Origin of the sequence: Frateuria soli (assembly GCF_021117385.1) — a bacterium.
In the GTDB taxonomy this organism is placed as follows: Bacteria; Pseudomonadota; Gammaproteobacteria; order Xanthomonadales; family Rhodanobacteraceae; genus Frateuria_A; species Frateuria_A soli.
In genome coordinates, this window is sequence record NZ_CP088252.1 from 1,999,393 (window position 1) to 2,013,638 (window position 14,246).

The following is a 14,246-nucleotide window of genomic DNA, read 5'->3' on the forward strand; positions in this document are numbered from 1 at the left end:
GCGCAGGGTGCACTCCAGCACGCGATCGGAATCGTCCGTAGTTGTTATTGCGAATCGTTCTCATTAGGATTCGCGGCTTGCTGCTTCCGCCAGAAAAGGACACTCATGGCCTGCATCGCCAGTCGCAAGCATCCGACGCGCCCTTCCACATTCACCCGCGGCATGGCCGCGAGCCTGCTCACCGGCCTCGCGCTCACCGTGCCGGCACATGCCGGCAGCACCGACGCCAACGATCCGCAGGTGCGTGACGCCAGGCGTCTGCCAGGCATCGAGGTCCGTGCCACGCGCGGCGCCGACTACCGCGCCGACATGGTCGATTCGCCCAAGTTCACCCAGCCCTTGCTGGATACCCCCCAGACCATCGGCATCATCACCCGCGACCTGTTCGAACAGCAGGGCGCGACCACGCTGACCGAAGCGCTGCGCAACAGCCCCGGCGTGGGCACCTTCTACGTCGGCGAGAACGGCAGCACGACGACCGGCGACGGCATCTACATGCGCGGTTTCGATACCTCCGGCAGCATCTTCGTCGACGGCGTGCGCGATCTCGGATCGATCTCGCGCGACCTGTTCAACATCGAACAGGTGGAAGTGACGAAGGGACCGGACGGCACCGAATACGGTCGCACCGCGCCCACCGGCGCGGTCAACATGGTGACCCGGCAGCCGGTGCTGGACGATCGTGCCGGCGCCTCGCTCGGCTATGGCAGCGGCCAGCAGCGGCGCGCCAGTGCCGACCTCAACCGGCAGATCGGCGATCACAGTGCGTTCCGGCTGGACGCCGTGGGCCAGGACAGCGGCGTGCCCGGCCGCGACCGCGTGCGCAACCGCCGCTGGGGCGTCGCGCCCGCGCTGGCATTCGGGCTGGGCACGCCCACGCGCGTCTACCTGGACGTGCTGCACATCAGGCAGACCAACGTGCCCGATGGCGGCGTGCCCACCCTCGGCCTGCCGGGCTACACCAGCCCGGATCCGGTGCGGCCACGGATCGGCCTGGCACCACGCGTCGACAGCGCGAACTTCTACGGTACCGCGCAGGACCACGACGAGGTCACCGCGGACATGCTCACGCTTATCGTCGAACACCAGTTCAACCCCGATCTGTCCCTGCGCAACACCACGCGCTGGGGGCGCACGCGGCAGGATTACCTGCTGACCTCCTTCCGTGGCGATGCCGCCCATCTGCTGACGCCGGACCTGGCCGACCCCTCCACCTGGGCGATCGAGCGCAGCCTGCCGACTTTCAAACGCCGATCCAACCGGATCCTCACCAACCAGACCAACCTCCGCGTGGACTTCGCCACCGGTACGGTGATCCACAATCTGAGCGCGGGGCTTGAACTGACCGGGGAGAAGGCGTCGGACATCGATCTCGCGCCGAGGGAAGGCAGCACCTGGCCGGCGGCGAACCTGTATCACCCCGACCCGCGCGCGGACGGCCTGCGTTACGGTGAAACCGGTGCCTGGAGCACCGGTACCACCAACACCGCGGCAGCCTATGTGTTCGACACGCTGAAGTTCGGCCCGCGCTGGCAGGTCACCGCCGGCGCGCGCCTGGACCGCTACACCACCCGCTTCGACAGCGTCTCCCTGTGCGGCGAACGCAACAGCCCCGCGTGCGGCGCGCTGCCGGCCGGCACGCCGGTGCCGGGCCTTTCCGCCCGCATCGTCGACACCCTGCCCAACGGCAAGCTGGGCGTGCTGTACAAGCCCGTGCCCAATGGCAGCATCTACGCCAACCTCGCGCTCTCGCAGGAGCCACCCGGCGGCAATACGCTGCTGTTCAGCAGTTCGGCGCGCAGCGCCGACAACCCCGGGCTGGACCCGCAACGCGCCAGCACGACGGAGCTGGGCACCAAGTGGGACCTGCTCGACCAGCGCCTGCTGCTCACCGCCGCGCTGTACCGTACCGTGGTCCGCAACGAACTGACCCAGGACCCGGTCGACCAGCAGTACTACCAGGCCGGCCGAAAACGCGTACAGGGCATCGAGCTCGGGATCGTCGGGCGGATCACCGACGACTGGGGCGTCAGCGCCGGCTTCACCACGATGGACGCGAAGGTCACCGAGGGTGCGTCGGTCAGCAACGACGGCTCCAGCGACCTGGCCTACACGCCGGCCAGCGCGTTCACCGCGTGGACCACCTACCATCTGCCGTTCGGCCTGACCGTCGGCGGCGGCGCACGCTACGCCGGCGCGATGAAGCGAGGGACCGACGGCGCCATCGGCACACCCGGGACCATCGGTGCCTACTGGGTGTTCGACGCGATGGCGAGCCTGCCGGTCAACCGCCACCTCGACCTGCAGTTGAACCTCTACAACCTGTTCGACCGCCACTACGTCGCGGCGATCAACAAGAGTGGCTACCGTTACACGCCCGGCACACCGCGCGCGGCGATGCTCACGGCCAACATCCGGTTCTGACGCCCAGGGGATCCGCCATGCTGCTGCACATCCCCGACGTGCTGGACCGCGGACAGGTAGAGCGCATGCGCGCAGCGCTGGCGGCCGCCACCTGGACGGACGGACGCGAGACCGTCGGACCGCAGGGGGCCAGGGTCAAGCGCAACCAGCAGTTGCCCGAGACCTCGCCGCTGCGGCGCGAGCTCGGCCGCGAAGTGCTGGACGCCCTGGCGCGCCATCCGCTTTTCCACGCCGCGGTGTTGCCGCAGCGGGTACTGCCGCCGCGCTTCAACCGCTACGAATGCGGGGGGCACTACGGCGCGCACGTGGACGGCGCCGTCATGGCCCTGCCCGACGGCAGCCAGCTGCGCTCGGACGTCTCATGCACGCTGTTCCTCAGCGCGCCAGGCGACTACGACGGCGGGGAACTGGTCATCAATGACCTCTATGGCGAGCATGCAGTCAAGCTGCCCGCGGGCGACGCCATCGTCTACCCGTCCAGCAGCCTGCATCGCGTGGAGCCGGTCACGCGCGGCGCGCGCGTGGCGGCGTTCCTGTGGGTACAAAGCCTGGTGCGGGACGATGGCCAGCGCCAGTTGCTGCTGGAGCTGGACAACTCGATCCAGCGCCTGACGCAGGGCGGCGCCGATGCCGATGCGCTGCTGCAACTGACCGGTGTCTACCACAACCTGCTGCGGCGCTGGTCCGGAACCTGAACCTGCGGAACACCACCCCGTGCACCTGGGCAGGATTTTCGAAGGTTCCCTCTAGACGGCCGGGAGCGGATAATCGGCGCCCCTTCATGCAACCTCGGCAGCACGATGTTCGTACCTGGTCAACGCTGGATCTCCACCGCCGAACCCGAGCTGGGCCTGGGCACCGTCCTTCGGGTGGAGGGTCGCGGCGTCCAGGTGCTGTTCGCCAAGGCCGGCGTCCTGCGCCCCTACGCGATCGATTCGGCGCCGCTGGTACGCGCCGAGTTCCGCCCGGGCCAACGTGTCGCCGGCAAGGGCCTGGCCTTCCTGGTCGAGCGGGTGGAGATCAGGGAAGACCTGCTGATCTACAGGGGCGAAGGCCGCGAGCTGCACGAAGGCCAGCTCGACGACGAACAGAGCGTGAGCCAGGCCGACGACCGCCTGGTCGGCGGGCGCACCGACACCGTCGCGCAATTCGAACTGCGCCTGGAAGGCCTGCGTCGCCGCGCGCAGGCCCGCCGCTCGCCCACCTGGGGCCTGCAGGCGGCGCGCATCGGCCTGGTGCCACACCAGCTGCGCGTGGCCGGCATCGCCGCCTCGCGTCGCCCCCCGCGCGTCCTGCTGGCCGACGAGGTCGGGCTGGGAAAAACCATCGAGGCAGGCATGATCCTGGCCCGCCAGCTCGCCACCGGCCGCGCCTCGCGCGTGCTGGTGCTGCTTCCGGACACGCTGGTCTACCAGTGGTTCGTCGAGTTGCTGCGTCGTTTCAACCTCAGCTTCGCGATCTACGACGAGGAGCGCTGCGAGGCGCTGGAACAGTCCGGCGACGGGCGCAACCCGTTCGACGACGAACAGCTGGTCATCGCCGACTTCCGCTTCCTCGAGGAAAACCCCAGGCGCGCAAGCGAACTGGTCGAGGCCCAGTGGGACCTGCTGATCGTCGACGAAGCGCACCACCTGGCCTGGACACCCGAAGCGGCAAGCCCGCGCTATGCGCTGGTCGAGCAACTGGCGGCCAGGACGCCGGGCGTGATCCTGCTCACCGCCACGCCCGAGCAGCTCGGGCGCAGCGGCCACTTCGCCCGCCTGCGCCTGCTCGACCCGCAGCGCTACCACGACCTGGACGTCTATCTGGCTGAAGCCAAGCGCTTCCAGGCACTCTCGCCGATCGCCGACCGGCTGCAGTCGGGCGAGCCGCTCGACCCGTCGCAGCGCGCCGCGCTGCGCGACATCTTCGCCGGCGACGCCACCCTGCTTGCACTGCTGGGAGACTCCACCCGACCGGCCGCCGCGCGTGATCTGCTCGATGCGCTGATCGACCGCCACGGCACCGGTCGCGCCATGTTCCGCAATCGCCGCGCCGGCATCGGCGGCTTCCCGCGCCGCGTGCCCGAGTGGCAGCTGATCGACGCCGACGCGCTGGACGAGAACGCCCGCCAGGCGCTGCTGGCCGAATTCCACGCCGACATCCAGCAGCCGCCGCCGGCGCTCGAGCCGGACTACGCCAGCGACCCGCGCCTGGACGCGCTGGTCGTCCTGCTCGATGCGCACCCGCAGGACAAGTTCCTGCTGATCTGCCGCAGCCAGGCCAAGGTGCTGGCGCTGGAAGAAGCGCTGCGTACCCGCACCGGCGCCGGCATCGCCCGCTTCCACGAAGGGCTGGGCATCGTGCAGCGCGACCGCAACGCCGCCTACTTCGCACAGCCGGATGGCGCGCGTTTGCTGCTTTGCTCGGAGATCGGCTCGGAAGGGCGCAACTTCCAGTTCGCGCACCGGCTGATCCTGTGGGACCTGCCGCTGGACCCGGACCTGCTCGAACAGCGCATCGGGCGCCTGGACCGTATCGGCCAGACCCACGACATCGCCATCCACATCATCGCCGTGCGCGACAGCGCCCAGCACGTTCTGGCGCGCTGGTACGACGAGGGCATCGACGCCTTCCGCTCCAGTCCCGCCGACGGGCGCGAACTGCTGCGCCGTTACGGCGAGCCCCTGGTGCAACTGGCCGACGAGCACGCGCGCAACGCCGACAGTCGCGACCAGGAACTGGAAGCGCTGATCGCCGACACCCGCGCCACCCACGAGGAGCTGGCGGCACTCATCCGCGCCGGTCGCGACCACCTGCTGGAGCTGGCCGCCAGCCGCGACCCGCACGCCGACGAACTGGGCCAGGCATTCCGTCGCGAGGATATCGATCCGGCGCGCGACGCCTACGTGCAACGCCTGCTGGAGGCCTTCGGCATCCACGCCGAGGAGCTTGGCGGCAAGGTGCTGCTGCTCGATCCGCAGTACCTTTCCACCGATGCCCTGCCCGGCTTCGCCGAGGGCCCGGTCTCGGCCACCTTCGCCCGCGAAGTGGCACTGGCGCGCGAGGAGCTCCCGCTGCTGCGCTTCGACCATCCGCTGGTACAAGGGGCGCTGGACCTGGCGCTGTCCGGCGAACAGGGCAATGCCGCATTCATGGTCGACGACGCGTTGCCGCCCCGCAGCGCACTGCTGCAGGCGGTGTTCCTGCTCGAATGCGTGGCCGATCGCGCGCTCGACGCCGAACGCTTCCTGCCGGCGCTGCCGCTGGTGGTCACCATCGACACGCGACTGGCCGAACGCGCAGGCTTCGAGCCCAGCGAAGCGGCCGTGCGCAAGGCCGCCGACCGCACCATCGAGGTGCCGCGCTACCGCAAGTTCCTCGCCAAGCTGGTGCCGCCGATGCTGGAGAAGGCCGAGGCGATCGCCGGCGAGCGCGCGCAGCAGCACATCGCCGACGCGGTAGCCCTGGCCACGGCGGAACTGGACGCGGGGCTGTCTCGCCTGCGCGCGCTGCGCGAGGTCAACCCGTCCATCAATCCGGCCGAGATCGACGCGCTGGAAGCCGAACGCCAGGCCTTGCTCGCCGCCCTGCCGCAATCGCGCCTGCGCCTGGACGCCGTGCGCTTCGTGGCCAGCCCGGACTTCCTCGCCCTGCGCTGACTCCGCCCGTCGAGCGCCCCCTGTAGGAGCGCCCCCGTGCGCGACCACCATCCATCCCGGTCGCGCACAGGTGCGCTCCTACAGAAGCCCCAACCCGTCCTCGCACGCACACTGCCGGCCCACCCGAAGGAGAACCGCATGCGCACCATTGGCCTGATCGGCGGCATGAGCTGGGAATCGACCGTCGAGTACTACCGCCTTATCAACCGCGGCGTGCGCGACCGCCTGGGCGCGCTCCATTCCGCGCGCCTGCTGCTGGACAGCCTGGACTTCTCCGTCATCGCCGCCTGCCAGCGCGAAGGCGACTGGGACGGCGCGGGCGTGCTGCTGGCCGAGTCCGCGCGTCGCCTGCACGCCGGCGGCGCCGAGTGCATCCTGATCGGCGCCAACACCATGCATCGCGTGGCCGACACCGTGGCCAGCGCCACCCCGCTTCCGCTGATCCACATCGTGGACGCCACCGGCCACGCGATCCGTGCGCAGGGGCTGGACACCATGCTGCTGCTCGGCACCGCGTTCACTATGGAACAGCCGTTCTTCCGCGAGCGCATGCAACGCGACCACGGCGTGCGTTGCCTGGTGCCCGAACCGGCGCAGCGCGCCGAACTGCACCGGGTGATCTACGAGGAACTCTGTGCCGGCCAGTTCCGCCCGCAGGCGCGGGAGTTCCTGCTGGGCAGGATCGCCGACGGCGTCCGCGCCGGGGCACAAGGGGCCATCCTCGGCTGCACTGAACTGGGCTTGCTGCTCGGCGACGCCGAGGCCGGCGTGCCGGTGTTCGACACCGCGGCGCTGCATGCGGCCGCGGCCGTGGCATTCGCCCTGGCCTAACCCCTCCTCCTGCAGGAGCCCACTTGTGGGCGATTTTTCTTGCCGCTGAATTCAACGCAGGGCATCGCCCACAAGTGGGCTCCTACAGTGGGCGCGCGCCTCTCACGCGCGCCGGTTGCGAGCCCTCAGGGCGCTGTCGCCAGCGTCGCCCGCATGCGCCTGTCGATACCGAAAACCCGGTACGCCACGGTCAGCAGCACCAACCAGCCGGCGCCCACGTAAAGCGCCACGCGCGTGTCGGGGCTGTAGCCCAGCATCACCAGCACGAACGCCAGGAACGCCAGCGCCAGCACGCTGGAGAACGGCCACAGGCGCAGTCGGAACGGCAACGGTTCGGGCTGGCGGCGATGGAAGCGCCAGTGCGCCACCAGCACGGTGCCCCAGGTCCACACGGTGTTGAACGCGAGGATCGACATGATCATGCCGAAGATGCGCTCGGGCACCAGGTAGTTCATCAGCACGCCCAGCAGCAGGAAGAAGATGGTCACCACCACGCCGTGCACCGGCACGCCACTTCCGCTGAGGTGTCCCATCGCCGCCGGCGCCTGGCCCTTGGTCGCCAGGCTGTGCAGCATGCGGCTGCCGCTGAAGGTAGTGGAATTGAAGCTCGACAACGCCGCGGTGATCACCACGAAGTTGATCAGCCCCGCCGCCTGCGGGATGCCCAGCTTGGCGAAGGTGGTGACGAACGGGCTTCCCTGCGTGCCCAACTCGTCCCACGGGTAGATCGCCATGATCACGAACAGCGAACCGATGTAGAAGATCAGGATGCGCCAGATCACCGAGTTGACCGCCTTCGGGATCGTACGCTCCGGGTGCGCGGCCTCGGCCGCGGCCATGCCGATCGTTTCGATGCCGCCGAAGGAGAACACCAGCACCGGCAATGCCAGCACCATGCCGGTGAAGCCGTTGGGGAACCAGCCGCCGTGCGTCCACAGGTTGGAGATGCCGACCGGCTGCCCGCCGTTGCCCCAGCCGAACCAGATGATGCCGAAGCCGCCCAGGATCATCAGCACCACGGTCAGCACCTTGATCAGCGCGAACCAGAATTCCATCTCGCCGTAGACCTTGACCGCCATCAGGTTCAGGCCGCCGATCATCACCACGGAAGCGAACGCCCAGATCCACTGCGGCAGCTCGGGAAACCAGTCCTTCATGTAGATGCCCACCGCCGTGCTCTCGGCGATGCCCACGCCCATCATCAGCACCCAGTAGTTCCAGCCGGTCAGGTAGCCGGCGTACGCGCCCAGGTACTTGTGCGCATAGGCACTGAAGGAGCCGGCGATCGGCTCGTGTGCGGCCATTTCGCCCAGTGCGCGCATGATCACGAAGATCATCGTGCCGCCGAACAGGTAGGCGATCAGCACCGAGGGCCCGGCCAGCTTGATGGTGCTGGCCGAGCCCAGGAACAGGCCCGCGCCGATGCACATGCCCAGAGCCATGAAGGTGATATGGCGCGGCGTGAGCTGCCGCTGGAGTTGCTCGCTCATGTGGTGCCCGTCAGGAAGGGAAAGGTCAGCGCATCAACCTGCGCCTGGGTTTGATCGGCAGTCGCCCGCGCCAGTATTCGATCAGCACGTAGCCACCCAGCATGCCACCCAAATGCGCGAAATGGGCCACCCCGGCCTGCGTGCCGGTCACGCCCAGGAACAGCTCGATCACCGCGTAGCCGGTCACGAACAGCCAGGCGGGCATCGGTACCGGCAGGAAGATCAGCATCATCTTCTCGTGCGGATACATCATGCCGAAAGCCAGCAACAGTCCGAAGATCGCGCCCGAAGCGCCCAGCGTCGGGTAGAAGCCGTGGGTGAACCATTGCACGACCATCAACTGCGCGAGCGCCGCCACGATCAGGCAGACGAAATAGTAGAGCAGGAACTCGCGACCACCGAACAGCCGCTCGATCGGCCCGCCGAACATGTAGAGCGCGAGCATGTTGAACGCGATGTGCTCGAAGCCGCCATGCATGAAGGCATAGCTGACCAGCTGCCACGGGCGGAAGCCGATGGCGACCATGCCGTCGGGCGTGGGCAGGAAATGGTCCGGCCCCCAGGGCCAGAGTGCGAAATGCATGACCAGCACATCGCCCAGCAGCAACTGCAGCAGGTAGACCGCGACATTGGCGATGAGCAGGTTGCGGGTAACGGGCGGGAGATGGAAAGGCATGGGTAATCCACTGGAGGCTTCGTGAGGGTAACCCAAACGGAACCGGCTGAAGGCCACGCCGGCTTCGAGCCTGGGGCGGTGTTTCGACTTCGGCCTGCAGCCTGTGTTCAACGCGAACGGTTCCGGCGGCCCGCATGGCTACGACCCAGACGCCGGTTCGCCCTGAGCGCAGGTCGCCGGCCGGGCGCGAGGGGTGCGGCCATCCGCTGCGATGCCCATGAAAAAAGGCCGCCTGTTGGCGGCCCGACTGTGGAAAACCCCGTGGGTGTTTCCCCTTCAACCGTTCTGCGCAATGCCCTCGGGACGGCGCGCACCGGCGAACCGCTTGGCCCAGTACGCCTCGTCGAGGCTGGAGACCTCCACCGACTTGCCCGCCGAGGGCGAGTGGATGAAGCGGCCGTTGTCCAGGTAGATGCCCACATGCGAGATGCGCTTCTTGCCGCGGGTGTGGAAGAACACCAGGTCGCCCGGTTGCATGTCGCCACGCTTGACCCTGGTGCCGGCCAGGAACTGCCGCGCCGAGTTGGCCGGCAGATGCAGGCCGATCGCATGGGCGAACACGTAGCGCACGAAACCGCTGCAATCGAAACCGGTGGATGGCGAGCGTCCGCCGCGGACGTAGCGCACGTCGCGCAGCTTCATCGCCAGCGCGACCAGCGCCTGGCGCAGCCGGGAAGCCTCGTCGGCCGGACCGGCATCTTCGGCCTGCACCGGCACCAGCGCAGCCGGGTCGGCCGGCAGCGTGGCATGGGCCAACGCCGAGGCCAGGTTGGCCGCAGGCAGCGGGGCCAGCAGCGGCGCCATAGCCGGGGTGGGAACCGTGGGTTGGGCGGCATGCGCAGGCGCGATCGCGAGCAACGCGGCAAACAGGGCGGCGGTGGCGATCAGGCGCTGGCAGGGCATGCAGGATCCCTTTGCGGGTCGGGGCTTGGCCAGGACCGCCGTGGCGGCTTGGCGAGGGGACCGACGTTAACAAAGGGCACCCGCCTGGATGTTGGATTGACGTTAAGCAAACCCTGGCGTTTCGAAACGTTCACACAGGCGTGTGACCGGAAGCACAAGAGAGAGGCAGGCGGCCGCCTCCTGCAGGAGCGCCCCTGTGCGCGACCGCCATGGTCCCGATCGCGCGCAGGGTGCGCTCAGCGCCGCCCGAAGATCGCCGTGCCGATGCGAACCTCGGTGGCGCCCTCGGCGATGGCAAGCGGAAAATCCCCGCTCATGCCCATCGACAGGCGCGGCAACTCATGCCCCCGCCCCACCGCGGCATCGCGCAGCTCACGCAGACCGCGGAAACAGGCGCGCACGGCCTCGGCATCGTCCGATTGCACGGCCATGGTCATCAGCCCGCGCACGCGCAGCATGGGGTGATCGCGCAGGCGGTCGAGGAAGGCCGGCAGTTCATCCGGCGGGAGGCCCTGCTTGCTTTCCTCGGGCGAGGTCTTGACCTGCACCAGCACGTCGAGCGTGCGGCCTTCGGCCTCCAGGCGCCGGTGCAGCGCCTCGGCCAGTTCCAGCCGGTCCAGCGATTGCACCTCGCTGGCCAGTCGCGCCACGTCCCTGGCCTTGTTGGTCTGCAGGTGGCCGATCAGCACCCACTCGAGCTTGAGGTCGGCCAGCGCGGCCGCCTTCTCGCGCAGCTCCTGCACCCTGTTCTCGCCGAAGCGCGTGAGGCCCAGCGCAGCTGCCTCGCGAACCACTTCCGGTCCGAAGGTCTTGCTGACCGGCAACACGTCCACCCCGGCTGGATCGCGTCCGGCAGCGCGGCAGGCCTCATCCACGCGCTGGCGCACGGCGGCCCAGCGCGCGGCGAGCGTGTCGGCCGGCTCGCCCATGGGATCAGCCCTTGCGGGCCTGTTCGCCGTGGCGCGCGACCACCTCGGCCACCACCATGCTGACCCGCTTGCCGGTGGGGATGTGCAGGAACTCGTTGGGACCATGCGCGTTGGAGTGCGGGCCCAGCACACCGGTGATCAGGAACTGTGCCTGCGGGAACTTCTCGCCCAGCATGCCCATGAACGGGATCGAGCCACCCTCGCCCATGTACGCCGCCGGCGCGCCGAAGTAGTGCTCGGAAGCTTCGGCCACCGCCTGCTCCAGCCACGGCGACAACTGCGGCGCGTTCCAGCCACTGCCGTCCTTCTCCAGCTTGAAGCTGACCTTGGCGCCGTAGGGCGGATCCTTCTCCAGCAGCTCCTTCAGGAACCTGCCGGCCTTGGCGCCGTTGAGGGTCGGCGGCACGCGCAGGCTGAGCTTCACCGCGGTGAACGGGCGCAGCACGTTGCCGGCGCTTTCCAGCGCCGGCATGCCGCCGATGCCGGTCACCGCCAGCTGCGGGCGCCAGGTGCGGTTGAGCACCAGCTCGACCAGATCGCCGGTCACCGGCTGCATGCCCTCGACGAACGGGAACTTGTCGTAGACCGCCTCGCCCAGCACCTCGGTGGAGCGACGCGCCTGCTCCACCCGCTGCGGCGGGATCTCTACGTACAATTCTTCCGGCTTGATCTTGCCGGTGGCCGGATCCTCCAGCCGCGAAAGGATCTCGCGCAGGATGCGGAAGCTGGAAGGCACCACGCCGGACGCGTCGCCCGAGTGCACGCCTTCCTCCAGCACCTGCACGGTCAGTTCGCCGCCGGTCATGCCGCGCAGCGAAGTGGTCAGCCAGAGCTGGTCGTAGTTGCCGCAGCCCGAATCCAGGCACACCACCAGCGAGGGGTTGCCGATGCGGGCGGACAGGTGGTCGACGTAATGCGGCAGGTCGTAGCTGCCCGACTCTTCGCAGGCTTCGATCATGATCACGCAACGTGCGTGCGGCACGCCCTGCTCGGCCAGCGCCAGCAGCGCCGAGAGCGAGCCGAACATAGCGTAGCCGTCGTCCGCGCCGCCACGGCCATAAAGCTTGTCGCCCTTGATCACCGGGGTCCATGGGCCCAGGCCTTCGGCCCAGCCGGTCATTTCCGGCTGCTTGTCGAGGTGGCCGTAGAGCACCACGGTGTCATCGCAGCCGGCCAGCGTGGCGGGCACGTCGATGTAGATCAGCGGCGTGCGCCCCGGCAAGCGCACCACCTCGAGCGTGGCGCCCTCGAGCGAAGCCAGTTTGCCGCGCGCCCAGCGCTCCAGCAGCGACACCGCCTGGTCCATGTAGCCGTGCTCGGCCCACTGCGCGTCGAACATCGGCGACTTGTTGGGGATGCGGATGTACTCGACGAGCTGCGGCACGATCTCTTCGTCCCACAAGCCACCGATGAAGCCGGACAGGCGCGCGGTATCCATGGGCGAGACTCCTCAAATGCGTACGGGGAAGCCGCCTAGTGTACCAGCGGCGCCGGAAGAGCCCGTCACGGCCGACACGGCGTCGGACATCGCCCACAGGCGCGGGCGACCGGCACCGCCCGGACGCCACGACTCCCACCGACTGCCCTCGCCGCTGGCCGTGGCCACACTTGCCGGACGGCAATGGCGCCGTTCAACGCATCCCAGGGAGGGAGACCCATGCAGTCGAAGTTCCGCCAACTGCTCGCCGCACTGGCCGTCGCGGCCTCGTTCGCGCTGCCGGCATTCGCCGCCACGCCGGTGAACATCAACAAGGCCGACGCCGCCACCATCGCCAGGTCGCTGGACGGCATCGGCCAGTCCAAGGCGCAGGCGATCGTCGCCTGGCGCCAGGCCCATGGCCCGTTCAAGCGTGTGGAGGACCTGGCCCAGGTCAAGGGCATCGGCAAGGGCACGCTCGAACGCAACCACGACGCCATCCGCTTCAGTGGCGACCTGCCGCCGCCGAAGGCAACGCCGAAGAAGAAGGCACACCCCAAGGCCAAGGCAGCCGCCAAGGGCTGATCGGCAGCAGAGCGTTCGGCCCCCGGGTCACACCGGGGGAACCGGTTGGGAAAGGGGCGGAGGCCTTCAACGCCGGCCAACCCCGCCCTTCTCCCCAACCACCCGCAGGGGCGCGGAGCGCTCCTCCAGCCATGGCAGTGGCAGGCCACCGCCCAGGGACGGGCATCTGGTGGTCCCCTTCCGAACGACCGGGGACGCAGCCGGCGCCGTTTCGCGCTTGCGCTACACTCGCGCGCTTTCCACGCCACCGGCACGCCATGATCCTTCCGCGTTACCGCATTGCCGCCTCCACCATCGGCGGCGCCGGCAAGGGCCTGTTCCTTGACGAGGACGTGGCCGCCGGGCGCATCGTCACCGCACCAGACGCGATCGACTGCACCTGGAGCGCGGCCGACCTGGCCGCGCGGCCGGAAATGGCCTACGCCAGCGCACGCTGGTTCGAAGACCGCTACACACTCTCGCCGGACTGGCCCGACGAGTGCTACATCAACCACAGCTTCGAGCCCAACGGACTGTGGCATCTGGGCTTCGTGTTCGCGCTCGCCGACCTGCCAGCCGGCACCGAGCTCACCGTGGACTACCGGCACCTGCTGCCGCCAGGACAGGCCGAAGACTTTATCGATGCCGCCACCGGTGAGAAGATCGTCGGGTACGAATGGGCCGAAAGCCTGGCCTCAAGTACGCGTGCGCTGAGCCGATTGTTCAGGTAACGGCCGCTGTACCGACGACGATGCAAGATATTCCCACCCTCGAAACGCCACGCCTGCGCCTGACCGCATTGGCAGCGCGCCACTTCGACGACTACGCCGCCATGCTCGCCGACCCCGACAGCACCCGCTGGATCGGCGACGGCCAGCCGCTGGACCGCACCGGCGCCTGGCGCTCGCTGGCCATGCTGCTCGGGCATTGGGAACTGCGCGGCTGCGGCATGTGGGCGCTGGAGCTGAAGGACACGGGCCAGTTCATCGGCCGCGCCGGCCTGATGTACCCGGAGGGCTGGCCGGACCTGGAGCTCGGCTGGATGCTCAAGCCCGAGTTCCGCCATCGGGGCTACGCCACCGAGGCGGGCCACGCCATCCTCGAGTTCGCCTGGAACCAGCTGCACGCGGCGCGCGTGATCAGCCTGGTGCGCATCGGCAACGAAGCCTCCGATCGCGTGGCCGAGCGACTGGGCGGCGAGCATATCGAGGACATGGATTTCTACGGCAGTCCGAACCACGTGTTCGCCTACTACCCGCCCTTCCGCGAATCGCGCCGGGCCTGGGCCTGACGGGCGGTTGCCAGGCGACTGGCGCATATCCTTTCCGTTACGAATGCCTTTGCTTTGCCGGCCCCGGTATCACGGGGCGC

At 68.8% G+C, this 14,246-nt stretch carries 12 protein-coding genes; 7 read left to right on the forward strand and 5 right to left on the reverse strand.

The annotated features are described in order from the left end of the window. Positions 1-105: 105 nt before the first annotated feature. From LQ771_RS09235 to LQ771_RS09250, 4 genes are all read left to right on the forward strand, one after another. Positions 106-2,424 carry a catecholate siderophore receptor Fiu gene (locus LQ771_RS09235; protein WP_231349113.1) on the forward strand — a complete coding sequence of 773 codons (2,319 nt, stop codon included), beginning with the start codon at positions 106-108 and terminating at the stop codon, positions 2,422-2,424. Between the two features lie 17 nt (positions 2,425-2,441). Next, positions 2,442-3,119, forward strand: coding sequence for a Fe2+-dependent dioxygenase (locus LQ771_RS09240; RefSeq protein ID WP_231349114.1), 678 nt, complete (start codon positions 2,442-2,444; stop codon positions 3,117-3,119). A 105-nt stretch (positions 3,120-3,224) separates the two neighbouring features. After that, positions 3,225-6,065, forward strand: coding sequence for an RNA polymerase-associated protein RapA (gene rapA, locus LQ771_RS09245; protein WP_231349115.1), 2,841 nt, complete (start codon positions 3,225-3,227; stop codon positions 6,063-6,065). Between the two features lie 138 nt (positions 6,066-6,203). Beyond that, complete coding sequence (locus tag LQ771_RS09250; protein WP_231349116.1) at positions 6,204-6,896, forward strand: aspartate/glutamate racemase family protein; 693 nt, start codon at positions 6,204-6,206, stop codon at positions 6,894-6,896. A 125-nt stretch (positions 6,897-7,021) separates the two neighbouring features. Here the strand turns inward: LQ771_RS09250 and LQ771_RS09255 are convergent, their stop codons facing one another. The 5 genes from LQ771_RS09255 to LQ771_RS09275 all read right to left on the reverse strand — a co-directional run bounded on the left by LQ771_RS09255 (position 7,022) and on the right by LQ771_RS09275 (position 12,332). Further along, positions 7,022-8,386, reverse strand: a complete 1,365-nt coding sequence (locus LQ771_RS09255) for an amino acid permease (protein WP_231349117.1) — start codon at positions 8,384-8,386, stop codon at positions 7,022-7,024. A gap of 25 nt (positions 8,387-8,411) precedes the next feature. Then, positions 8,412-9,062 (reverse strand): rhomboid family intramembrane serine protease, encoded by a 651-nt coding sequence (locus tag LQ771_RS09260; RefSeq protein WP_231349118.1) that lies wholly within the window; start codon positions 9,060-9,062, stop codon positions 8,412-8,414. A gap of 276 nt (positions 9,063-9,338) precedes the next feature. Beyond that, positions 9,339-9,965 (reverse strand): C40 family peptidase, encoded by a 627-nt coding sequence (locus LQ771_RS09265; protein ID WP_231349119.1) that lies wholly within the window; start codon positions 9,963-9,965, stop codon positions 9,339-9,341. 236 nt (positions 9,966-10,201) lie between these two features. Continuing rightward, positions 10,202-10,894, reverse strand: coding sequence for a YggS family pyridoxal phosphate-dependent enzyme (locus tag LQ771_RS09270; protein WP_231349120.1), 693 nt, complete (start codon positions 10,892-10,894; stop codon positions 10,202-10,204). A gap of 4 nt (positions 10,895-10,898) precedes the next feature. Then, positions 10,899-12,332 (reverse strand): M20 family metallopeptidase, encoded by a 1,434-nt coding sequence (locus tag LQ771_RS09275; RefSeq protein WP_231349121.1) that lies wholly within the window; start codon positions 12,330-12,332, stop codon positions 10,899-10,901. 219 nt (positions 12,333-12,551) lie between these two features. Between LQ771_RS09275 and LQ771_RS09280 the strand changes: the two genes are divergently transcribed. The 3 genes from LQ771_RS09280 (at position 12,552) to LQ771_RS09290 (ending at position 14,166) form a co-directional block, all read left to right on the forward strand. Beyond that, positions 12,552-12,896, forward strand: a complete 345-nt coding sequence (locus tag LQ771_RS09280) for a ComEA family DNA-binding protein (RefSeq protein ID WP_231349122.1) — start codon at positions 12,552-12,554, stop codon at positions 12,894-12,896. A 257-nt stretch (positions 12,897-13,153) separates the two neighbouring features. Then, positions 13,154-13,606 (forward strand): SET domain-containing protein-lysine N-methyltransferase, encoded by a 453-nt coding sequence (locus tag LQ771_RS09285; protein WP_231349123.1) that lies wholly within the window; start codon positions 13,154-13,156, stop codon positions 13,604-13,606. A 20-nt stretch (positions 13,607-13,626) separates the two neighbouring features. Continuing rightward, positions 13,627-14,166 carry a GNAT family N-acetyltransferase gene (locus tag LQ771_RS09290; RefSeq protein ID WP_231349124.1) on the forward strand — a complete coding sequence of 180 codons (540 nt, stop codon included), beginning with the start codon at positions 13,627-13,629 and terminating at the stop codon, positions 14,164-14,166. Positions 14,167-14,246: the final 80 nt, after the last annotated feature.